The organism is Stutzerimonas azotifigens (assembly GCF_013522725.1).
GTDB classification, from domain to species: domain Bacteria; phylum Pseudomonadota; class Gammaproteobacteria; order Pseudomonadales; family Pseudomonadaceae; genus Stutzerimonas; species Stutzerimonas azotifigens_A.
On record NZ_JAAMRF010000005.1, the window covers coordinates 282,586 to 306,373 of the forward strand.

The 23,788-nt window shown below is 63.9% G+C and carries 14 protein-coding genes; 4 read left to right on the top strand and 10 right to left on the bottom strand.

Going from position 1 to position 23,788, the window contains the following annotated elements; translation table 11 throughout:
- Positions 1-161: 161 nt before the first annotated feature.
- Positions 162-1,022, top strand: coding sequence for a LysR family transcriptional regulator (locus G7026_RS12030; RefSeq protein ID WP_181071057.1), 861 nt, complete (start codon positions 162-164; stop codon positions 1,020-1,022).
- Here the strand turns inward: G7026_RS12030 and G7026_RS12035 are convergent.
- Positions 1,010-2,152 (bottom strand): HPP family protein, encoded by a 1,143-nt coding sequence (locus tag G7026_RS12035; RefSeq protein WP_181071059.1) that lies wholly within the window; start codon positions 2,150-2,152, stop codon positions 1,010-1,012. The genes G7026_RS12030 and G7026_RS12035 overlap by 13 nt on opposite strands.
- Here G7026_RS12035 and G7026_RS12040 point away from each other — a divergent pair.
- Together G7026_RS12040 and G7026_RS12045 are read left to right on the top strand one after the other, a co-directional pair.
- The gene (locus G7026_RS12040; protein ID WP_181071061.1) at positions 2,136-2,438 is read left to right on the top strand and encodes a hypothetical protein; all 303 of its coding nucleotides are present in this window, start codon (positions 2,136-2,138) and stop codon (positions 2,436-2,438) included. The genes G7026_RS12035 and G7026_RS12040 overlap by 17 nt on opposite strands.
- A gap of 148 nt (positions 2,439-2,586) precedes the next feature.
- Entirely contained in the window at positions 2,587-3,582 is a 996-nt protein-coding gene (locus G7026_RS12045; protein WP_181071222.1) for a TRAP transporter substrate-binding protein, read from the top strand.
- Between the two features lie 57 nt (positions 3,583-3,639).
- Here G7026_RS12045 and G7026_RS12050 read toward each other — a convergent pair whose 3' ends face one another.
- From G7026_RS12050 to G7026_RS12065, 4 genes are all read right to left on the bottom strand, one after another.
- Positions 3,640-5,115 carry an efflux transporter outer membrane subunit gene (locus G7026_RS12050; RefSeq protein WP_181071223.1) on the bottom strand — a complete coding sequence of 492 codons (1,476 nt, stop codon included), beginning with the start codon at positions 5,113-5,115 and terminating at the stop codon, positions 3,640-3,642.
- 2 nt (positions 5,116-5,117) lie between these two features.
- On the bottom strand, positions 5,118-8,225 hold the full coding sequence (locus G7026_RS12055) for a multidrug efflux RND transporter permease subunit (protein WP_181071063.1): 3,108 nt from the start codon (positions 8,223-8,225) through the stop codon (positions 5,118-5,120).
- A gap of 136 nt (positions 8,226-8,361) precedes the next feature.
- On the bottom strand, positions 8,362-11,442 hold the full coding sequence (locus G7026_RS12060; RefSeq protein ID WP_181071065.1) for an MdtB/MuxB family multidrug efflux RND transporter permease subunit: 3,081 nt from the start codon (positions 11,440-11,442) through the stop codon (positions 8,362-8,364).
- A complete protein-coding gene (locus G7026_RS12065; protein ID WP_181071067.1) occupies positions 11,439-12,680 on the bottom strand; it encodes an MdtA/MuxA family multidrug efflux RND transporter periplasmic adaptor subunit in 1,242 nt (413 codons plus the stop codon). Before G7026_RS12065 ends, G7026_RS12060 begins: the two co-directional genes overlap by 4 nt.
- Before the next feature lie 260 nt (positions 12,681-12,940).
- On the opposite strand from G7026_RS12065, the gene G7026_RS12070 reads away from it, so the two are divergent.
- Positions 12,941-14,407, top strand: coding sequence for a lipid II flippase MurJ (locus tag G7026_RS12070; protein ID WP_181071069.1), 1,467 nt, complete (start codon positions 12,941-12,943; stop codon positions 14,405-14,407).
- Positions 14,408-14,681: 274 nt separating this feature from the next.
- Here the strand turns inward: G7026_RS12070 and G7026_RS12075 are convergent, their stop codons facing one another.
- The 5 genes from G7026_RS12075 to G7026_RS12095 form a co-directional block, all read right to left on the bottom strand.
- Positions 14,682-15,851, bottom strand: coding sequence for an NAD(P)-dependent oxidoreductase (locus G7026_RS12075; protein ID WP_181071224.1), 1,170 nt, complete (start codon positions 15,849-15,851; stop codon positions 14,682-14,684).
- Positions 15,852-16,163: 312 nt separating this feature from the next.
- Positions 16,164-16,664 carry a thiol peroxidase gene (gene tpx / locus G7026_RS12080; protein WP_181071071.1) on the bottom strand — a complete coding sequence of 167 codons (501 nt, stop codon included), beginning with the start codon at positions 16,662-16,664 and terminating at the stop codon, positions 16,164-16,166.
- A 73-nt stretch (positions 16,665-16,737) separates the two neighbouring features.
- Positions 16,738-18,081 (bottom strand): alanine/glycine:cation symporter family protein, encoded by a 1,344-nt coding sequence (locus tag G7026_RS12085; protein WP_181071073.1) that lies wholly within the window; start codon positions 18,079-18,081, stop codon positions 16,738-16,740.
- Positions 18,082-18,271: 190 nt separating this feature from the next.
- Positions 18,272-21,955 carry a translocation/assembly module TamB domain-containing protein gene (locus G7026_RS12090; protein WP_181071075.1) on the bottom strand — a complete coding sequence of 1,228 codons (3,684 nt, stop codon included), beginning with the start codon at positions 21,953-21,955 and terminating at the stop codon, positions 18,272-18,274.
- Positions 21,952-23,679, bottom strand: a complete 1,728-nt coding sequence (locus tag G7026_RS12095) for an autotransporter assembly complex protein TamA (protein ID WP_181071076.1) — start codon at positions 23,677-23,679, stop codon at positions 21,952-21,954. The genes G7026_RS12090 and G7026_RS12095 overlap by 4 nt, the downstream gene beginning before the upstream one ends.
- Positions 23,680-23,788: the final 109 nt, after the last annotated feature.

Here is a 23,788-nt window from a genome sequence, read left to right on the forward strand (position 1 = left end):
AGATCAAGGCGGCCCTGGGGGATCGGCATAGGCTGTCGGGACACCCTGCGGAGCGAACGTGACTAAGAAATCTTTTTCGCCCCAGGCATGCAGCATCCAAGGGCAATACTCTGCAACCTACGCTTCGCTACACTGACGCCCCACCCCACAGCCGCGCCGTCATGGACATCGAACTCGCCGCCACCTTTCTGGAGATCGTGCGCGCTGGCAGCTTCGTCGCTGCGGCCCAGCGTCTGCACCTCACGCAAACGGCCGTCACCGCCCGAATACAAAGCCTCGAACGGCAGCTGGGCTGCCAGCTGTTCATCCGCAACCGCTCGGGCGCGACGCTTACAGCCGATGGCGAGCGCTTCGCCGGCCACGCCACGCAGCTGGTGCAGACCTGGGACGCAGCACGTCGCGACTTGCCACTGCCGTCAGGCTATCGCGACCTGCTGAACCTCGGTGCAGAGCACAGCCTGTGCAACCCGCTGATGCTGGCCTGGGTGCGGCGGCTGAGCCAGGCGATGCCCAGCCATGCGGTACGTACGCGAATCGCCAGCGATGCCGAGCTGCAAGATCAGCTCGAATTGGGCGCCCTGGATGTGGTGCTCGTGCATCAGCCCGAATACCGCCCGGGCTTTCAGATAGAGCAGCTGCTTGAAGAAAAACTCGTGCAAGTGGTGCATGCAGGCAAGCCCGAACCATATCTCTACGTCGACTGGGGGCCGTCGTTTCGCAGTCAGCACGACGCCGCCCTGCCGGAACACCTGAATGCACCGCTGAGCTTCAGCCTCGGTCCGCTGGCGTTGCAGTACCTGCTGCAATACGGCGGGCGCGGCTATTTTCGCACCCGCGTCGTGCAGCGCTATCTCAATGAGGGCAGCCTGAAACTCGTCCATAACGCACCCGAGTTCACCCACCCCATTTTTCTCGTATACGCACGTGCAGCCGATGGCACGGCTCTTCGCTCCGCGCTGGATGCCCTTCGCGAAGTGGCCGACGAAGAAATCGACTGGTCTCGCTGGTACTACGAAGTCTGACCCGAGCCTGGCAGGTGGTAGATCCAGTGCCGATACAGTGCGGCGACGAGGTCGGTCTGGGTAACGATACCCATCAAGCGCTGCTCGGTATCCACCACCGGCAGGCAGTGCAGACCGCGGTCCGAAAGCAGCGAAACGAGCTCGACCATGTGCGTCTCGCCGCTGACCGACACGACCGGCGCACTCATCAGGTCTCCGACCCGCTCGGTCGGTCCGAGCCTCCCCAGCCGCAGCAACCCGGGCCGAGAAACACGCAGCAGGTCGGTCAGGGTAATGATACCGAGCAGCCGCCCGGTGCCCTTCTCGACCACGGGCAATGCCCGCAGATGATGATGCTGCAGGGCACGCAGCGCCTGGCGCACTGAAGTCCTGGTCGAGCAGTGGTAAAGATCCCGGGACATGATGTCAGCGGCGCAGATCCGCCCCATCGTGCGCCGCAACGCGTACCGCTCCGTCTGACGTATCAGCTGTTCGAGGTCCTCGGGCATGACGTCGACGTATTCACCGAAGTCCTGCAGCGCTTGGCCGATATCCGCCTGGGTAAAGCTCAGGCGGTCGTCCGGCAGTGGGTCTCGTGTGTGATGACCGTTCTCGCGGGGCGTCGGCGTTTTCGGATAGGTATGACCAGTGAGGTTGTTGTAGAGCAACGCGGCGGCGATCAGCAACGCGGCATTGAGGCCTACCGGCAGCAGCAGCGTGTAATGCAGATCATGGAGGACCGGCCCGCCCAGCGCCGCCACCAAGCCCAGCGCACACCCCGGCGGATGCAGGCAGCGCAGCGCCGCCAGACTGCCGAGCGTGAGGCCTCCGGCGAGCGCACCGGCGAGCACCGGATCGAGTCCCGCCAGCCCGACCGACACCCCGACCAAGGTTGCTATCAGGCTGCCAGCGAAGACCGACCATGGCCGGGCGAAGGGGCTAGACGGCGCTACGAACAGAAGAAAGGCCGAGGCCGCCACCGGACCGGACAGCGGTAGTGAGACGGTGGGACCAAACAGCATGAGGTCCGCCGAGAGCACCGCGAGCATGGCGAGCACGACGCCACTTCCGGCACGGAGCCATTCCTGCGGGCGAGTACTGAAGGATGTTGCGCAAAACGCCTTGAGATGACTGATGAAGCGGTCTCGCATCTTGCGCATTCGCCCCTTGGTAAAACCAGCCATTTTCCTGCGCTTTTTCCATCAGCTCCAACGAAAGATATTGCTGCTTAAGTTCATGAAAATTGCAGTAGACACAGATTTTGGCTGTTTCCAGACGCTGTTCGATCAGGCTCAGGATTACGAGGGTGTCATCAGCAGGCCAAAGCAATTGACTCAGCCGGCAAAGCTGAGCGCCCAACGGTCATCCATGAACATTGCAAAACACCCTATGCAATACCCGGCAAGTGCTCGGGCATTATTCACAAGAAAAATGTGACCTACTTCAGCTCTCTGTTGGCGCAGGCTTTTTATGACACGTCATCTTTGGCATAAGCCTTGGCTGATCGCCTCGCCGCGTGCGCAATCGGCAAAGACTGATACGCACGCACGCCAACAACCGCACAACATAGACCGAGTCCTTCATGATCAAGCCGATCATCACTCTCGCCAGCGTCGTTCTAGCGCTGGCCAGCGTTACCGTCCAGGCGGACCCCATCGTCATCAAGTTTTCCCACGTCGTCACCGAAGATACCCCGAAGGGTAACGGTGCGGTGCTGTTCAAACGTCTGGTGGAAGAGCGGCTTCCCGGTCAGGTCGTTGTCGAGGTTTACCCCAACTCTACCCTGTTGCGCGACGCTGACGAGCTCGAGGCACTGCGCAAGAACGAGGTGCAGCTGCTCGCGCCTTCGCTGGCCAACTTCCAGAAATACACCAAGCAGCTGCAGATATTCGACCTGCCTTTCCTGTTCGACGACCAGGACTCGGTCGATCGCTTCCAGAAGCGCGCCAAGGGCAAGCAGCTGCTGCGCTCGATGGAGTCGAGCGGTATCGTTGGCCTGGCCTTCTGGCACAACGGCCTGAAGCAGCTTTCCGCGACCCGTCCGCTGCGTCGACCCAGCGATGCAGCCGGTCTGACCTTCCGCATCCAGCAATCCAGCGTGATCGAAGCCCAGTTCGCCCAGATCGGCGCTTCCAGCCGGATGCTGCCCTTCTCGGAAGTCTTCGGGGCGCTGCAAAACGGTACCGTCAAGGGCGCCGAGAACCCCTGGTCGAACATCTACAGCAAGAAGCTGCACACCCTTCAGCCCTACATCACCGAGTCCAACCATGGCGTGCTGGACTACATGCTGGTGAGCAATTCGTCCTTCTGGTACAGCCTGCCGCATTCGATCCGCGTCGTCCTCGAAGGGATCGTGGATGAAGTCACCTATAGCGTGAACCAACAGGCCGAGGCCCTGAACAAGGCCGAACGCGAACGCGTTCGCCAGGCCGGCACCTCGGAAATCATCACCCTCACCGCCGAAGAGCGCGAAGCCTGGCGCAACGCGATGCGTCCGGTATGGAAGCAGTTCGAAGCCGAGATCGGCCCGGACATCGTCAAGGCCGCTGAAACGGTCAACCGCAAGCAGCAAAACCAGTAACGCGTCCGGCGCAGCATAAAAAAACCAGGCTTCGGCCTGGTTTTTTATGGGCAATGATTAATCTCCGGTCGCCTCCGGTACCTCAAGCTCCAGTTCGCTACTCTGCCAGCCACCACCGAGCGCTGCGATCAGTTGCACGCTGGCGGTGAGCCGACTGCCCAACAGGCTGAGGTTGGTGCGTTCGTTGTTCAACGCATTGGATTGCACCGTGGCGACGCTGAGGAAATCCACCGTGCCGGCGCGGTACTGGTTTTCGATCAGCCGCAGCGATTCCTGAGCGGCTTCCAATGCCTCGCGCTGCACCACCGCCTCCTGCTCCAGCACACGCAACTGGACGAGGTAGTCCTCGACCTCGCGGAAACTCTGCAGCACCGTTTCCCGATAGTTCGCCACCGTTTGATCGTAGACTGCCTCGGCGCGCTCGAGCTCGGCGCGGCGACTGCCGAAATCGAGCAAGGTGACCGCGAGCTGCGGGCCCAGCGACCAAAAGCGGTTGGGCACGCTGAACAGATCGCTGAAGCTGCTGTTGCGGTAGCCGCCACTGGCCGACAACGTCAGATCCGGATACCAGGCCGCCTGGGTCACGCCGATTTGCGCGTTGGCGGCGATCACCTGACGCTCTGCCGAAGCGATATCCGGCCGCCGCTCGAGCAGCTCGCTCGGCAAGGCAAGCGGGACCGCCGGCAAGGACGGGATCCGGTCGCTCACTGCGATGCCGAGTTCGGACGGCGCAACGCCGACCAGCACGGCGATCGCATGCTCGAGCTGGGCGCGCTGCCACTTGAGGTCGATGGCCTGGGCCTGAGTGCTCTTGAGTTGCGTCAACGCCTGGGCGACATCGGAGCGTGGAACGATACCGGCGTCGTACTGGTTCTGGGTCAGGCGCAGCGAGCGATCGAACGAGGCCACGGTCTGGTCGAGCAGGCGCTGCTGCTCATCGATCACGCGCAACTGCAGGTAGGTCTGCACCAACTCGGCCTGCAAGCTCAGCTTGACGGCGCCCAGGTCCGCGGCGCTGGCCTCGGCATTGGCCCGGTTGGCCTCCAGGTTGCGCCGCAGGCGGCCCCAGATATCCAGTTCCCAGGAGGCGTTCACCCCCGCTTCGTAGTTGTCGCGACGGCTGCCGCTCTGTTCGAACTGGGAGTTGCTGCTCCCGCTTCCCTGACTCGAGCGGGTCACGCCGGCACTCGCACCGATCAGTGGGAACAGCTGCGAGCGTGCGCTGCGCACCAGCGCCCGGGCCTGACGGTACTGCGCTTCGGCCGCGGCCAGACTTTGATTGGAGACGTTCAGCCGTTCGACCAACGCGTCGAGCTCGGGGTCGCCGTAGAGCTGCCACCAGGCGCCGCGCTGCAGCGCATCGGCTGGCGTTGCGGCCTTCCAGCCCGTGGCCTGTTTGAATTCAGCCGACGCGGGCAGCGTCGGACGTTGGTAGTCGGGGCCCAGCGTGCAGCCGCCGAGGGACAGCAACAGCACAGCGACGGCAAGGGGACGCATCGCTGGGAAAGGCCGGTCCGGGTTGAAACAGGTCATGCTCATAGCGGGTTATCCAAGGCGGCGTCGGTACGAATACCACGCCAGCGATTGAAACGATGACGCAGGCGGTCGAAGTACAGATAGACCACCGGCGTGGTGTAAAGCGTCAGTACTTGGCTCAGCAGCAATCCGCCGATGATCGACAAGCCCAGGGGCTGGCGCATCTCCGACCCTTCTGCACCCCCGATCAGCAACGGCAGTGCACCGAGAATCGCCGCCAGGGTGGTCATCAGGATCGGCCTGAAACGCAGCAGGCAAGCCCGGCGAATGGATTCGGCCGGCGCCAGTTTGTCGTTGCGCTCGAACTGCAGGGCGAGGTCCACCATCAGGATCGCATTCTTCTTCACCACGCCGATCAACAGGAACAACCCGAGCAGTGAAATCAGGCTGAACTGCTGGCCGGTCAGCAGGATCGCCAGCAGTGCGCCGACCCCAGCCGAAGGCAGGGTGGAAAGGATCGTCAGCGGGTGGATGTAGCTCTCGTAGAGAATGCCGAGCACGATGTAAACCAGCAGCAGTGCGCCGAGGATCATCAACGGTTGGCTGTCCTGGGTCGACTGGAATGCGCTGCCCGTACCGCCCAGCCGGCCTTGCACCTCGGTGGGAAGACCGATGGCTGCGACGGCGCGTTCGATCGCGGCGGTGGCTTGATCCAGGCTGACGCCAGGCGCCAGATCGAAATCGATGTTCTCGGCGGCGAACTGTCCGTCATGGCTGACCCGGTCGTTCTCCAGGCTGCGCTCGTAACGGGCGAAAGCCGACAGCGGCACCCTACGACCGTCGCTGGTGATCACCTGTACCTGCTCGAGGACTTCGGGGTACTGGGCGAACTTGGGGTCAATCTCCATCACTACCCGGTACTGGTTGAGGCTCTCGTAAATGGTGGAGATCTGCCGCTGGCTGAAGGCGTTGTTGAGCAGGGTGGTGACGGTCGCCATGTCCACGCCTAGGCGTCGAGCAGCGTCCCGATCGACCTTCAGGCTGATTTGCTGAGCCCCCTCGCCCTCGTTGGCGTCGATGCTGGTCAGCTCCGGCAGCTCGCGCAGCGCCTGATTGACCCGCGGCAGCCAGGTGCGCAGCTGGTCGAGATCGCCGCTGAGCAACGTATAGGAGTATTCGGAGCTGCGCTGACGCCCGCCGCCGCCGAACTGCAGGTCCTGGTCGGCCATCAGGAACATCCGCGCACCCGGTACCGTCGGCTGTTCCGCGCGGATTCGCTCGATCACCTTTTGTGCTGAAATCTCGCGCTCGGCCAGAGGCTTGAGCCGCACGATCATGAAGGCGTTGTTGATGCCACCCTGCCCGCCGACGAAACCAGCCACGCTTTCGACCGCAGGATCGGACAGCACCGCCTTGCGGAAGACCTCCATCTTCGGCTGCATCACCTGGAACGACATTCCGTCGTCGCCGCGAATGAAACCGGTGATCTGGCCGGTGTCCTGCTGCGGCAGGAAGGTCTTGGGCACCATGACATAGAGCACGACGTTCAGCACGATGGTCGCGAGCAGGCTGATCAGCGTGATCAGCCGGTGACGCAGCGCCCAGCTCAGCGAACGGTCGTAGTAGCCCAGCAGCCACTGGTGCGCCTGATGGCTCCAGCGGTGCAAGCGCCCTTCATCTTCCTGCCGATGCGGCTTGAGCCAGCGTGCACAGAGCATCGGCGTCAGGGTCAGCGAGACCAGCAGAGAAACCAGGATGGCAGCGGCCAGGGTGATGGAAAACTCGCGGAACAGCCGCTCGACGATCCCACCCATGAAAAGGATCGAGACGAAAACCACGACCAGCGACAGGTTCATCGACAGCAGCGTGAATCCCACCTCGCGCGTGCCGACATAAGCCGCCTTCATCGGCGGCATCCCCTCGTCGATGTGTCGGGCGATGTTCTCCAGTACCACGATGGCATCGTCCACCACCAGCCCGGCCGCCAGGATCAGCGCCATCAGCGAAAGCACGTTGAGGGAGAAGCCGAACAGGTACATCACGGCAAAGGTGCCGACCAGCGAGACCGGCACGGCCAGCGCGGGGATCAGCGCACTGCGCAGACGCCCGAGGAACAGGAACACCAGCAGAATGACCAGCACGATGGCGATCAGCAGCGTGCGCTCGGCCTCGTGCAGCGTGGCGCGGATCACCGGCGTGCGATCCATCGCAACGTTCAGGTTGACGTTGCCGGGCAGTATCGCCTGCAAGGCCGGGAGCTCGGCGCGGATCCCTTCGATGGTCTCGATGATGTTGGCGCCGGCCTGGCGGTTGATCACCAGCAGCACGGCCTGATCGTTATTGAAGAAGCCGGCGTTGTAACGGTCCTCGACCGCATCCTGCACCTTGGCTACGTCGCCCAGCCGCAGGCTCGCGCCATCCTGGTAACGGATGATCAGCGGTACGTAGTCGGCCGCCTTGCGCAGCTGGTCGCTGGCGCGGATCTGCCAGTGCTGGGTATCGTCCTCGACCATGCCCTTGGGCCGTCGCACGTTCGCATCGGCGATGGTGCGCCGCACCTCGTCCAGCGAGACGCCATATTGCTCGAGCTGCTGCGGCTGCAGCTCGACGCGCACCGCAGGCAGCGAACTGCCACCGACCTGGACTTCGCCGACGCCAACCACCTGGGAAAGCTTCTGCGCCATGATGGTCGAGGCGATGTCGTAGAGCTGCCCCTTGTCGAGCACCTCGGACGTCAGCGACAGCACCATGATCGGTGCCTGGGACGGGTTGATCTTGCGGTAGGTGGGCATGCTGCGCATGCCACTGGGCAACAGGTTGCGCGATGCGTTGATGGCCGCCTGCACGTCTCGCGCTGCCCCATTGATGTCGCGCCCGAGATCGAACTGAATGGTGATGCGCGTCGAACCCTGGCTGCTGCGGCTGTTCATCTGGTCGACACCGGCGATGGAGCCCAGGGCCCGTTCCAGGGGCGTCGCCACGCTGGAGGCCATGATTTCAGGGCTGGCGCCGGGCAGACTGGCCTGCACCGTGATCACCGGAAAATCCATGTTCGGCAGCGGCGAGACCGGCAGCAGGCCAAAGCTGACCCCGCCCAGTAGCAGGATCGCCAGGCTCAGCAGCATGGTCGCCACCGGACGCGCAATGAAGGGAGCCGAAAGATTCATAGCGGTGAGCGGCGAGCTTCAAGCCGCAAGCTGGATGAGGCGACGAGCCCAGCACCGGCAAGATTGCGGACAACCGTTGTAAGGGGCGACGCAGCAAGCGGTATGCACCACTTGCCACTCGCCTGCAGCCTGCACCTCATGCCTGCGCCTCCACGCTGTCTTCCTCATTGCGCCGGAAGCGCTGCCCGAGGCGATCGAAAAACAGATAGATCACCGGTGTGGTGAACAGCGTCAGCACCTGGCTCACCAGCAACCCGCCCACCAGCACCAACCCCAGCGGCTGCCGCAGCTCCGCCCCCGAGCCGGAGGCGAGCATCAGCGGAATGGCGCCGAACAGCGCTGCCAGCGTCGTCATCAGGATCGGCCGGAAGCGCAGCAGTGCGGCACGGAAAATCGCCTGTTCAGGCGTCATGCCCTGGTGACGCTCGGCCTCCAACGCGAAGTCGATCATCATGATCGCGTTCTTCTTGACGATACCGATCAGCAGAATGATCCCGATGATCGCGATCAGACCCAGGTCGTTGCCGCTGATGAGCAGCGCCAGCAGCGCGCCGACCGCGGCCGACGGCAGCGTCGACAGGATGGTGATCGGATGGATGTAGCTCTCGTAGAGCACCCCCAGCACGATGTACATCGTCACCACTGCCGCCAGGATCAACAGCAGCGTGCTCGACAGCGATGCGCGGAAGGCTTCCGCAGCACCCTGGAAGCGCGTCTGGATGCCGCCGGGCATGCCGATTTCCTGTTCGACCTGCTCGATGATCTCGACCGCATGCCCCAGCGAAACCCTCGGCGCCAGGTTGAACGACAGCGTGACCGCCGGGAACTGGCCGATGTGATTGATCAGCAGCGGCGCTGAGCGCTGCTCGATCCGCGCCAGGCTCGACAGGCGCACCGGTGTGCCGCCTTCGCTGTCGACGAACAGCTGCTCCAGCGCCTGGGGCCCGAGGCGGCTGCCGGCCTCGGCCTCGAGCACCACACGGTACTGGCTGGCCTGGGTGAAGATGGTCGATATCTGGCGCTGGCCATAGGCGTCATAGAGCGCATCGGTGATGGCCGAGATGCTGATCCCCAGCCGCGCCGCCGCGTCGCGGTCGATGTCCAGATAGACCTGCAAGCCGTTGCTCTGCAGGTCGCTGGCCACGTCGGTCAGCTCCGGCCGCTCGCGAAGGGCCTCGACCAGACGCGGTGTCCACTCCGCGAGCAGCTCGGCGTCGGGCGACTCGAGGCTGAACTGGAATTGCGTGCGGCTGATGCGATCTTCGATGGAGAGGTCTTGCACCGGCTGCAGGTAGAGCTGGATACCGGGCAGTTCCGCCAGTTGCGGGCGCAGGCGCTCGATCACTTGGCTGGCCGTCTCGGTGCGCTCGCCATGCGGCAACAGATTGATCAGTAGCCGTCCGCTGTTGAGCGTGACGTTGTCGCCATCGACGCCAATGTAGGACGAGAGGCTGGTCACTGCCGGGTCGGCGAGAATGATCTTGGCCAACTCCTGCTGGCGCTCGCTCATGGCGCGGAAGGAAATCGATTGGGGCGCCTCGCTGATGCCCTGGATCACGCCGGTGTCCTGCACCGGGAAGAAGCCCTTGGGCACGACCAGATAGAGAAGAACAGTAAGGCCCAAGGTCGCGACCGCGACCAGCAAGGTCAGGGTCTGATGCCGCAGCACCCAGGTCAGCCAGCGCGAGTAGCCGCCGATCAATCGCTCGACCCAGTCGGGCTTGCGATGCTCGTCGGTTTCGCGCTTGAGCAGCTTGGCGCACATCATCGGCGTCAGTGTCAGCGACACCACCAGCGAGATCAGGATGGCCACGGCCAGGGTGATGGCGAACTCGCGGAACAGGCGGCCAACCACGTCCTGCATGAACAGCAGCGGAATCAGCACGGCGATCAGCGAGAAGGTCAGCGAGATCAGCGTGAAGCTGATCTGTCGCGCGCCCTTGAGCGCCGCCTGCAGCGGTGTCTCGCCCTCCTCCAGGTGCCGGGCGATGTTCTCCAGCATGACGATGGCGTCATCCACCACGAATCCCGTGGCGATGGTCAGCGCCATCAGCGTGAGGTTGTTCAGCGAGAACCCGCACAGGTACATCACCGCGAAGGTGCCGACCAGCGAAAGAGGCACTGCGATCGACGGAATGATGGTCGCCGACAGGCGCTTGAGGAACACGAAGGTCACCATCACCACCAGCGCCGTGGCCAGCAACAGTTCGTGCTGCACGTCGCGGACCGACGCGCGGATGGTCTGGGTGCGGTCGGTGAGTACCACCACATCGAGACCGGCCGGCATGCTCTTGGACACTTCGGGCAACAGCGCCTGGATCCGCTCTACCACGTCAATGACATTGGCGCCGGGTTGGCGCTGGATATTCACCAGCACCGCACGGCTTTCATTGGCCCAAGCGGCGAGGCGCTCGTTTTCGGCGCCGTCGAAGATGGTGGCGACATCCTTCAGGCGCAGCGCAGCACCGTCCTGATAGGCCAGGATGAGTTCGCCATATTCGGCGGGCGAGCGCAGTTGATCGTTGGCATCGAGCATCGACACCCGGGTCGGGCCGTCGAAGTTGCCCTTGGGCTGGTTGACGTTGGCGCTGGTGATCAGCGTGCGCACGTCGGCCATCGACAGACCGTACGCCGCAAGCGCTTCGGGGTTGGCGCGGATACGCACCGCCGGACGTTGTCCGCCGGCCAGGGTGACCATGCCGACTCCGTTGATCTGCGCCAGCCGCTGGGCCATGCGCGTATCGACCAGATCGTGCAGTGCCGGCAGCGACAGGCTCTCGGAGGTGATCGCCAGGGTCAGCACAGGCGTGTCGGCCGGGTTGACCTTGTTGTATACCGGTGGGGCCGGGAGATCATTGGGCAGCAGGTTGGACCCAGCGTTGATCGCGGCCTGGACTTCCTGCTCGGCGACATCGAGCGGCACATCCAGCGAGAAGCGCAGCGTGATGACCGAGGCGCCGCCGGAGCTGGTCGACGACATCTGCTGCAGCCCGGGCATCTGCCCGAACTGGCGTTCCAGCGGCGCCGTCACCGCACTCGTCATGACCTCCGGGCTAGCGCCCGGATAAAGCGTCATCACTCGAATGGTCGGGTAGTCAACCTGAGGCAGGGCCGCGACCGGCAGCAGCCGGTAGGCGATCAAGCCGGCCAGCAGGATCGCGATCATGCTGAGGGTGGTCGCGACCGGCCGCAGGATGAACAACCGCGAGATGTTCATTGCTCGCGGCGCTCCGCTTCCTCGCCGCCCAGTACCGGACGCTCGGCGGCGTCCTCGGCCATCCGCCGGCTACCGACCACCTCGACACGGTTGCCGTCGCGCAGGCGGTCGGTGCCTTCCATGACGATGCGCTCGCCTGGCTGCAGACCTTCGGTCACGACCGTGGTCGCACCGTCGCTGGGGCCGGTCTTGATCAGACGCAGCTCCACCTTGTCCTCCTCGCCGACGACGTAGACGAAGGTACCGCGATTACCGAACTGCAGCGCAGCCGAAGGGGCCAGTACGACGTTCTCGAGCGTTTGCACGTGCAAACGCACATTGACGAACTGATTGGGGATGAGCAGTTCCTGCTCGTTGTCGAACTGCGCCTTCAGCCGCAGGGTGCCGGTGGTTGCGTCGATCTGGTTGTCGACGCTTTGCAACACGCCACTCCCGAGCTGGTTCGTCTCGCCGCGATCCCAGGCCTCGACCGTCAGCTGATTACCGCCACGAAAGCGAGACAGCACCGGCGTCAGGTTGCCTTCGGGCAAGGTAAAGGTGATGGCGGTCGGTTGGGTCTGGGTGATGACCACCAGCGGCGTGGTGTCGTTGGCGGCGACCAGGTTGCCCTTGTCGAGCTGACGCAGCCCGAGGCGGCCATCGATCGGCGCGCGGATTCGGGTGAAGTCGAGATTCAGCTTCGCTTCGTTCACTGCCGCCTGGTTGGCCGCCAGAGTGCCTTCATACTGGTTGTAGAGTGCCTGCTGGGTATCGAGGGTCTGCTTGGCAATGCTGTCGGCGGCATACAGACCGCGATAGCGCTCCAGGTCGACCTGGGCATTCCTGAGCAGCGCTCGGTTCTGCTGCAAGGTGCCTTCAGCCTGCTGCAGCGCGACCTCGTAGCTGCGCGGATCGATGATGGCAAGCACGTCGCCGGCCTTGACCCGCTGACCTTCCTCGAAGCGAATCTCCTTCAACTCGCCGGCGACGCGGCTGCGCACGTTCACCGTGTTCAAAGGCGTGACAGAGCCCAAGGCCTTGTAGAACACCTGGAACTCGCCGGACTCGACCTTCGCAACGCGCACCGGCGTCGGCCCGGCTGCGCCGAATGCCGGCCGCCCTCCTCCCGCGCGTTGAGGTGACGTTTCGGGAGCCTTGGGCCAGAACCACCAGACCAGCAGTGCGACGACTGCAACGACGAGCAGGACGACCAGCCAGCGACGGCCTGATCGCGAAGAAGAAGGATGTGCCTCGGACATGAACTCGGATCGCTTTGAAAGGAGCGTGAACCATAAGCAGTGACAGCCCCTGAGCAAAGAGGCTTTACGGCATTTTTACGTAACAGCGCGCATCGCTGATGGCCTTGTGCTTCGCAGCGGCTGGAACCAAGCCGGAGTGCCAAAGTCTATGTAGCGTTCGGCGGCAAGCGCTACGTTTCTGCGCACTCGCTCGCCAAACGGGAGCAGCTTGGCATAGGCGCCGGCACTCGCGCTATCGTGCCGTCAAAAGGGATCAAGGAATGAACGCATCAATCATCATCCTGGCGCTTACCGTCGCCAGTTTCCTGCTGGCTTTCCTGCGTGACCTGTTCATCGCCAAGACGTTCGGACTGAGCTGGGAAGCCGACCTTATCTTCGTCGCCCTGATCCTGCCGGTGTTCTTCGAGAATTTTCTCGGCCTCGCCCTGCGCGACACCATGATTCCTTACCTGCAGAAACTACGCAGCCAATCCGAAGAGCTGTTCGTCAACGTGAGCCGCTGGCTCTACTGGCGCGTGCTGATCATGGGCGTACTGACCAGCGTGGTTGCGATACTCGGCAGCTACTGGCTGATGAAATTTCTCGCTCCCGGTTGGACACCCGAGCAGATCGAAGCCGGCCGGGTGGTGTTCTGCGTCGGTACTCTGCTGATCGCTGTGCAAGCCGCTCTTTATTGTCAGGGCGCCTTGCTCAATCTAGACCGAATCTTCGTATTACCGGTGCTCCGACCGGTATTGCTCAACGCCGGTGCGATCATCGGCATTCTGCTGTTCGAACCCACCGGCATGGTGATTTTCATCGGCATGCTACTGCCACAGCTGGCGCTGATCGTCGTCCAGCACCGACGAATCGGCTATCTCAACGGGCCGGTGAAGATCGAAGGCAAGGGACGGAGCACGGATTTCGGCCTGGCTTTCGCGCCGATCCTACTGGCCGCTGGCGCGCAGCAGGCGTGCATCCTGGCCGAGCGTATGTTCGCCTCGTTCCTCGATGAAGGCAGCATTTCGATGCTGTCTTTCGCGTTCCGTATCGTCACCATCCCGCTGACGCTCTACGCGTTGTCGGTGCTGGCGGTGCTGTTCCCGCAGTTCGCCGAGAGCTGGAACAACGACGCCCACGATGCCTATGCCGCCTCGATCCGCAAAGGGCTGCTCGCGACCCTGCTGTTCCTCGTGCCCGCCTCGGTGGTGCTCTGCTCGTTCCCGGAAACCGTCGTGCAGGTGCTGCTCGAACGAGGCGAATTCGGCGTCGCCCAGACCGAGGCCACCGCTTCGCTGGTGGTGGCCTACGGCTTCGGCCTGCCGGCCATGGGACTGGCTCTGCTCTGGGGCCGCGCGCTGCTTGCTCAGCACCGCGCACGCCTGTTTCTCGGACTGACGCTGATCAGCTCGGGCACTACCATCGGCCTCGATGCCCTGCTCTACCGCCCGCTCGGCCCGGACGGCCTGGCCATGGCCTTCTCCATCGGGGCTGTGCTGCAGGCTGTGCTGATGGGCTTTTTCGTCTATCGCTCATCTCCGGCGGGGCTTGGCCTTTCGCTGCTGGCACGCTGGATCGTCACGGCCGCGGTAATTGTCACAACCCTGCGCTACCTGCCCCAACCGGTCGGTTTCTACGAGCTGGTCGGCTACATCTGCCTGGTTCTGGTGAGCTTCGTGGTGGGCGTCGTGCTCCTCGGTGAACGTGATCTATTCAAGCCCAGCTACTGGTCGATGAAGCGCGCCTGACCGACAAGAACGCTGCGGGCGGCCTTCACCGCCCTGCTCTTTTAGCGACCCTCCCAGACACCAGCTGCATCCTGTATCGCCCAGCCCTCCTGCCTCCCGGCATTGCCTATGCGCCGCGCGATTCTGCTGCTCTCTGTTCGACCGGTGCAGATATAGCGCTAATGCGTCGGCCTCCCCGTCCGCCAAGCACTACGCCACGATCACCACGACCTTGAACGACAGGCACAAAAAAGCCGCTGCAGGAAGCAGCGGCTTTCGTTTGTCGCCCTGACTGTCAGCCCAGCGCGATCTTCAGATGCCCAACACTTGGCCAGGCCTGCGGCTCACCCGGATTGAGCAACTGCTGGCGCTCCTGCAACACGATGTCCAGCGCACGGCTCGGCAGGATGTCCACATCGTCGAAGGTGATCATCTGGCCGGGCTCGACCGGGCGAATCAGTGCAGTCTTGCGCAGCAGGCCAATCGGCACGTGGTCCGGGTTGTTGGCGATCTTCACCGCTTCGCCGCGGAACTGGAAGCCACCGATGCCGCGCTCGATCAACTCTCCGGGCTTCATCGCACGTTTGGCCACGGCACCTACGCTGAGGGTCGGTGCGGTCGAGTTGTTCAGCAGCACACCGCCACCAGCCAGCACGCGGCGGACGGTCTTGCCGACCTCCAACGAGCACAGGTGGTAAGGGCGGACCAGTACATAGTAGGGGCCTGGGCCGAGCTTGAAGTACTCGATGGCCGGAACCTGATCATCATCATGGCGACACACCAGGAACACGCCCCCCGCGGGGTAACCGCTGGGAATCACGTAATCGACGATCGGCTGATCCAGCCGCTCGGCCATCATGCCGAGCACGCTGGCGCTGTCATTGAGGTTTGTCGATGCCAGGCCTTCGAGCCCTTGCCGGGTGATCGTCGCGCCGAAGCCATTACCCACGACGACCTGCTCGATCTGCACCTTGGTGCCATCGGTGAAGGACGTGGTCTGATCGATGCTGATGCCCTGTCGACGCGACCAGTACGCCATGTCTTCGGGCGTAGGGTCGAGGTTCAGGTAACCCTTCATATTGCCGTAGACGAGCGGCTTGAAACCCATCTGCAGCGCATCTTCCCGCAGCGCCGCGAGCGAGCCTGGCTGGTCGCCTTCGGCTTCGGTGAGCAACCCCAAGCCTGCAAGGTACGAGCCTGTCGTTACCTGCAGTTCGGCGTTGACCGTGACCACCGGAAGTCCCGCCTGGAAGGCTCGCTCGATGACATCGGTACCGTGGAAAACGTCTCCGCTGCACTCGACGATAATGTCGGAATTATCGATGAGCTCATCGATGGAGTTGGTGAGTACGCCATCGAGCGGGAAGTCGGAAAGGGTTGTCAGTTGACGACGTGTCAGGACACGCGAGATTTGCAGGTCTTTGTAGTGCTGCTTGACCAGGCGGATGAAGCAATGAGCGATCATCCCCGTACCAGACACGCCGACCCTTTTGACTTGCGAGGAAGTAGACATAAAGCGAATCCGTTCAAATGGGCATCAAGGGATAGGACCGCCAACTTCGAAAAAGATTTTGTGATTTCTTCGAAATCTCTGGCCCTTGGCCAGTAAATGTCACGTAGATGTGACAGGCGGCGCTATTTACTGCTTCCAGCTGCTTATGAGCCTAGTATTGAACGGGAGGGCATCACGTTGTGCCGACCAACGGGGCGACAAAAGGTATAAGGAACGGGCAATCTCGGACGAGCGGCGCGCGCATGGCGCGCCCGCTCCCGCAGCTTATTTGAGCGAGGCTATCGCGGCGTCATAGTTGGGCTCAGTGCCGATTTCGGACACCAGCTCGCTATGAAGAACCTGGTCCTGCTCATCGAGCACTACCACGGCGCGTGCCGCTGCACCGACCAGCGGACCGCTGGCGATGGCCACCCCATAGTCGGTCAGGAATTCACGACCGCGCATGGTCGACAGGTTCACCACATTCTCCAGGCCTTCGGCGCCACAGAAGCGCGCCTGGGCGAACGGCAGGTCAGCCGAAATGCAGAGCACGACCGTGTTTTCCAGCGAACTGGCCTGGGCGTTGAACTTGCGCACAGAGGTGGCGCAGGTCGGGGTATCGATGCTCGGGAAAATATTCAGCACCTTGCGCTTGCCGGCATAAGACGACAGCTCGACGTCGGCCAGGCCTGCGCCGACCAGACGGAACGCCTTGGCCTTCTGACCCGGCTGGGGGAAATCGCCGACGACCTGGATCGGGTTGCCACGGTGGGTAATTTCAGTCATGTCCGATTCCTCGTTGAGTATTTGAAAAGGTCGCGCGGCTCCCCGCGCGACCACTGAATGAAACGAATGCCGCTCAGGTGCGAGCGAAGTAGTCCCTGGTCAGTTTCACCACGACCGGGCTCAACAACAGCAGTGACAGCAGGTTGGGGATAGCCATCAATCCGTTGAGCGTATCGGCCAGCAGCCAGGCGAAGTCCAGCTGCGCCACGGCGCCGAAGGGTACCGCCAGCACCCAGATGATGCGGAACGGCAGGATGGACTTGGTGCCGACCAGATATTCCCAGCACTTCTCGCCGAAATAGCTCCAGCCGAGGATGGTCGTGAAGGCAAACACCACCAGCGCTATGGTCAGAATCGCGCCGCCCACGCCGGGCATCGCCGATTCGAAGGCCGCCGCCGACAGCGCCGCCCCGCTCTGCCCGCTGGTCCAGACGCCGGAGCAGATGATCGCCAGGCCGGTCATGGTGCAGACGATCAGCGTGTCGATGAAGGTCCCGAGCATGCCGATCATGCCCGAACGTACCGGGCTGCTGGTGGTGCCGGCGGCTTGCGCGATACCGGCGGTGCCCAGACCCGCTTCGTTGGAGAAGATGCCGCGGGCGACGCCGAAGCGGATTGCCGCGATCACCGCCGCACCGGCAAAGCCGCCAGTTGCCGCAGCCGGGCTGAACGCATGGGTGAAGATCAGGGCGAACGCATCCGGAATGGCCGATGCATTGACCACCAGCACCACGGCGGCCGCGATCAGATAAGCCACGCACATGAAGGGCACCAGAGAGGCCGCCACTTTACCGATGCGCCTGATGCCGCCGAGGATCACCAGGCCGACCACGACCATGGTCACCAGGCCGGTCGCCCAGAGCGGTACCGAGAAGGTGGTCTCCAGCGCATGGGCCATGCTGTTGACCTGCACCATGTTGCCGATACCGAAGCCCGCGAAGCCGCCGAAGATGGCGAAAGCGCCGCCAAGCCACAGCCATTTCTTGCCGAGCCCGTTCTTGATCGCATACATCGGGCCGCCAACGTGCTCGCCGCGGTCGTCTTTCTCGCGGTAGTGAACCGCCAGCACCACTTCACAATACTTGGTAGCCATGCCGACCAGCGCGGTGCACCACATCCAGAAAAGCGCGCCGGGTCCTCCGAGGAAAATCGCAGTGGCCACACCGGCGATGTTGCCGGTACCCACCGTTGCGGCCAGACAGGTCATCAGCGCCTGGAACGGGCTGATCTCGCCGGTATCGCTATCGCCCTTGGCCCGCCCGCGCCACATGAGCGCGAAACCGGTACCGATTCGCGTAAGCGGCATGAACTTGAGCATCAACATCAGCACCAGACCGGTGCCCAGGATCAGCACCAGCATCGGCGGCCCCCAGACGAGTCCGTTGATGCTGTTGACCAGATTTTCTAGGGATTCCATTCAAGGCTCCTTCTTATTTTGAAAGGCACGTTGTGCGCGCCCAGTGGGTATGCCGTTGCGAACGACCGGGATCCTGCCGCCGCATGCGCAGCAGTGCCGCGCTAGAGGCGCTGTAACGCCTCTACGGGAGATTGCCGCGCGATGCTACCACCACTTTTCCCGGCCCGGGCTGCCGAAACGCCTGGCAGCGTCAGAAATCGCGCCGATAGAAAAGATCCAGAGAACTTGCCAGCCCGCTGGCCGCCTCAAGAAAGAGCCGCCGCGTCAGTTCATAGCGCAATGCGAAGGTGTTGGCCGGCTCGAACACGCCCACCCCGTAGCGCAGCGACAGGCGCTCGGTCAGCCGACCGCTGGCGACCACGCTGGTCGCGGCACCACTGCCTTCGGTATCGAGCTGGAAATCCTGGATGCCGAGGCGCTGCGCCACGCCGCCGGTGAGTGATGAACTGCCCGCCAGGCCGAGGCCAAGGGCCGCCTGGGCAAGCAGATTGCTGTCCCCTGTGTCGGCGCCCAGGGCGCGCCCCAGGACCAGGTAGGACAGGGCCTGTTCCTGGCTCATCGCCGGTTCGGAGAAGACCTCGGTACGCGGTTGCTCGGCGCTGCCGGTGATGCGCAGCCCGGCGATGACGTTGTCCGCATCGATCCGGCGAATCGCCTCGATGTTGAGGAAGGGCTGCGACACCGGCCCGGTGAACAACAGCTGCGCGCGGCGGATGATCAGGCGCTGGCCATAGGCGCTGTAGCGGCCGTTGCGCAGGTTGAGTTCGCCACGCGCATCCATGTTGTCGCCGATGTGCAGATAGCCGACCAGCTCGGCGGTCAGGCCAAAACCGCTGAAACGCAGCTGGTCCTGGCCGACCTCGACGTTGATGTCCATCGCCAGCTCCATCGGCATGGCGGGCTCCTCGGCCTCCTCTCCGACGATCACCGCGTCCTCCGACACCCTGACCGTTGTCGGTGGCAGCTCGCGCACGGTGATATCCCCACGGGGCACGCTGACCTTGCCGCTGATGGCGAGTCGACGCTCGTCCATTCGAATCCGAAGATCGGGCTCCACTTCGAGTTCGGCGAACGGCTCGACGACCACCGGCAGATGCGTGCCGGCGATCATCAGGTCCACATCCAGCTCGTTAGCCCAGGACACCGTACCGCCCAATCGGCCACTGCCCTGCTGGCCGCTGCGCCAGTCGCCGTCGATGTTCGCCTGCTGCCCCTCGACCAACATGCGGACTTGCAGTGCCTCGAAGCTCATGGGCAGCTCGCTGCCCGAGACCTCTCCACCGCTGAGCAGCAGCTGGCCGTTTATGCGCGGATCGAGCAAGGTCCCGCCGATGACGCCACTGCCGTTCAGTTGTCCTTCCATACGGTCGACCTGCGGAATAAAGGGCCGGCCCACCGCAAGGTTGAGCCCGCGCAGGCGAAACTCGCCGTCGAGCGGTTTGGCATCGGTGCGCGGGTCCAGGCCGAGCCTCATCTCCAATTCGCCCAGCTCGCCTCCGTCGAAGCTCAGGCGGCTGTCGACGCGCTGGGGCGTCAGGTCGCTGTCCAGCGTCAGGGTGCTATAGGGGAAATCGTGCCAGCGATCCTCTTCGCGCATGCGAAAGGTACCCGGTCCGGCATCCACGCGGATGCTGCCGCTCGACCCTGCGCTGGGCAGATCGAGCGCGATGTCGGCGCTCACCACACCGTCCCAGGACAGCTCCTCGGGAAAATAGTCGGCGAGGCTGGCGATCTGGAAATTGCGCAGGCGATAGCGGATACGCGGATCGGGCATCAGCCGCTGATCTTCGGCGCACAGTGTGGCCGGGCCGGACGCCCAGCAATGGCTTCCCAGATTGATCCTGCCATTGGCCAGGCGCTCCAGCGTCGCGGGCTCCTGCAGGCGCCAGTCCTGACCGGAGGCATCCAGCCTCGCGCGCAGCAGTCGCCCTCGCCAATCGTCGCCACGCAGGCCGCCATCCAATGCCAACGACAGATTGGCGGTCGGCCCCGTCAGGTCGAGGTTGCCCTGGTGCTGCGCGCGCGTACCGTTGGCGGTCACCCTCAGTTCACCCAGCTCGTTCTCACCCGCCTCGATACCGCTGGCGACGAGGTCCAAGCTGCCGCGCTCACCCTCGGCGAGGTTCGCCGTGAGACGCAATTGGCTCAGCTTGTTGCCCTCGAACTGGACAGCCTGCCCATTCAGGCTCACTTGTCCCTGCGGTTGCTGCAAGGTTCCGCCGGCGCTTGCGCGACCCGTGATGCGCCCCTCCAGCCCGGGCCAGAGCTGCGCCAACCGGCTCAGGTTCAACGCCAGTTGCCCACTCAAGGCCTCGCCGGCGAGTCGACCGTCGCCCTGGACACGGTTGTCGCCCATGCGTAGATCCAGGCCCGCCAACGTCCAGGTATCGCCCTCCCCGCTGGCCTGAAGCTGCAGGCGGGTCGCCTGGCCGCGCAGGCGTCCGTTGATGTCGAGCGCGGCATCGGCCTGCAACGCGTCGTCGCGCAGCGCGCCACGGCTGTTCAGCGAGCCGGCCAGACGGCCCGGCAGCTCGGCCACCCAATAGGCGGGATCGATCTGGTCGAGGGAAAGGTCGGCCTTCCACTCGATGTGTTCGGCGAAACCGACGCTGACGCTGCCTGCCGCCCTGCCCTGTCCCGCCTTCAATTCCAGCTGCGGCAGGTGAATCGCACCGAGATCGCCGCTGAACGGGCTGACCAGGCTGAAGTCCCCTGCCGGCCCGGTCAGCGCCGCGGCAAAATTGCCCAGGTAATTGCCGTCGTCGTAATGCGCCTCGGCGGTCAGCTCGCGCAAGGCCACCGGCGGCTCGTCGATTTCCGGATACAGCCGGCGCCAGGGAAACTCGCGCCACGCCAATCGCGCATCGGCCGTGATCGCCTCTTCCCAGTCGAGATTGCCGTTGAAGCGAACCCAGCGATTGCCACCGGCGTCCAGCTCGAGGCTGTCGAGCCGCGCGCCGGCGAGGTTCACCAGCCCCTCCAGCGCGACGCGCACATCGCCGCCCTCGCCCGGCAGGCGGCTGGTGGCCAGCAGACGGTAACCGTCCTGGAGATTGCCGTCGGCGGTCAACTCCAGGTCGTCGACGCGCAAGGTATCGGGCAATTCAGGGCTCGCCTTGAAGCCGCTGGCGGTCAGGCGCACGGTGGCAGGCAGACGGTCGTCCAGGGGCCGGACCTCACCCTGCAGATGGCCATCGAGATAACCCTGGCTTTCCACGTCGAGTCGCACCCGGTCGCGCACCTCGCCGTCGACCAGGAATTTCAGCGCCCAGGGTTGCTCGTCGGGCGATCGGACGGCGGCATCGCCCTGCAATCGCAGCGGCCACTGCCCCGTGGGTTCGAGCCGCCCAGTCGCCTCCAGCGAAAGATCCTCGCGGCGCACCTGCAGCGCGTGGATGTCGAGTCCATCCGCATTCCAGTCCGCCCGCAGTTGTAGCGATTGCAGCTGCTCAACATCGTTCAGGCGCAGCGGCCCGATGTCGATGCGCTCGATGTGCAAGGCCAGCGGCAAGTCGATATCGGGCAGTGTCAGGGGCTCGTCCGTCTGCGGCTCGTCGCTGGGCGGAAACTGCAGATCGACCGCCGCCGCCCGCAGCTCATCCACGCAGAGCGTGCGCTTCAACAGGCACCCAGGCCGCCAGGCCAGCGCGGGCTCGCTGATGTCGACGCGATTGCCGTCCTGGGTCCAGACCAGCCGCTCCGCCTGCCAGCTGCCGCCCAGCCGCCCCTCGAAACCTTCCAGCTCCAGGCCGGGCACCTGCGACAGTGCCCAGCGACTGCCAGCGGCGGTTCCCAGGATCACCCCCACGGCGAGTACCAGCAGCAAGATGAGCGCCAGCAGAGTCCATCCGAGGCCTTTGAGAACCCGCCTCACAGCTCAGGGCCCATGGAGAAATGCAGCCTTACACCACCCTCGCCATCCAATGGATGCGCCAGGTCGACGCGGATCGGCCCCACGGGCGACACCCAGCGCACACCGACGCCTACGGCACTTTTCAGGGTGGGGAAATCGAGGGAATTGAACGCGTTGCCCTGGTCGACGAACGTCGCGATACGCCAGCGCTCGGCTACCGAATACTGATATTCGGCGCTGACGGCGAACATGTAGCGCCCGCCGATGCGGTCGCCATCGCTGTTGGTCGGCGACAGGGTCTGGTAGTCATAACCGCGCACGCTCTGGTCGCCGCCGGCAAAGTAGCGCAGCGAGGGCGGGACGGCCTTGTACTCGTCGGTGAGGTTGCCGCCAAACTGTACGCGGCCGAGAAAGCGGTGCCGCCCACCGAGGGTGGTCAACCCGCGCAACATCGCGTTGCCGTGGATCAGGTCGGCATCCGACAACAGCCCTTCCTTGGCCCCGGACAGCTCGAACTGCAACCGGTACCCCCGGCTCGGATCGACCCGGTTGTCGCTGCGCAGGTAGCTGTAGGACACGCCCGGCATCAACAGCGTGCTCAGACCCGAGTCGTCACCCAGTCGGTACTCCTCACGCAGCCACTTGACCGAAAATACCCGCTGCCAGCCGTTGGGTCGCTGGCTGTGCCACTCCGGGCCGATCGTCAGCAGGCGACTCAGGGTGTCGGTACCGGCGAGCTCTTCATATTGGTAACCGCCGGCCAGCCTGAGCTTGTCGGTCAGCGGCGGATCGCCCGGAATGTCGTACCAGAAGCCGACATTCTGCCGGGGTTCAGAGAGTTCGGTCTCCGCACCGTAGCTGTGGCCCTGCGGGTTGACCCAGTGACGCGTCCAGTTCAGCCGCACGCGCGGGCCGATGTCGGTGGAATAGCCAAGCCCGACGCCAAGGGTTCGCGGGCGTCGCGTGGTCAGCTGGATCGCAACCGGGATGCGCTGCGCCTCGCTGTTGGCCGGATTGGCATCGACACGCACGCCTTCGAAATAGCCGCTCGATTGCAAGGCGCGGCTCAATTCCGCGATCAGCTCCGAATCGTAGGGAGTGTCGGGCTCGAACGTCACCATGCGCTCGAGCAGGTCGTCATCGAAGGGCGCGTCGCCCTCGAAGCGGACATCGCCGAGCCGATAGCGCGGTCCGCTGACGAACACCAGCTCCACGTCCGCGACATTCTCCGCTGGATCGACGGCGATCCGTTGCGCGGAGAATCGCCCGTCGAAGTAACCGTAGCGGGAGGCCTGGTTGAGAAATTGCTGCTTCACCTCTTCGTAGCGCCCATGATTGAGCACTTCCCCCGCCACCAGCACGCGGCGAGGCACGGTGAACGGTTGGAATTCCGAAGCTGGGCCTTCGAGCTTCAGTGTCACGTGGCGAAGGCGTACCGGCTCGCCACGCTTGACCGTCAGGATCAGGCGAGGATTCTCGCCACCCACCACTTCACTGATGATTTCGCTGCGGTAATAGCCCAACGCCTGAAGCGCTTTTTCGGCCTGCTGCTGGGCGATACGGCTGTAGCGCAGCAGCTCCCGTTCGTCGCGCTCGCCGAGGCCGCCGATGTAATTCTCGATGTTCTCACGCACCGCGCGGCTGCCAGGCTGCACGCGAACCTCAAGTTCTGCGGCGATCAGGTTGCCAGCAAAAAGGGATAGCACGCCGAGGACTGCCAGACGGCTTCTGTTCGATAACCACATGGCGGCGGATGCTAGCACGGCGCTTGCCGCTGGGGCGCGTGGGAGGCTCAAAAGCGGCGGCCGCATGGAGGACATGATGTACATCTTGAAGGTATGCGGCAGCTTGAGA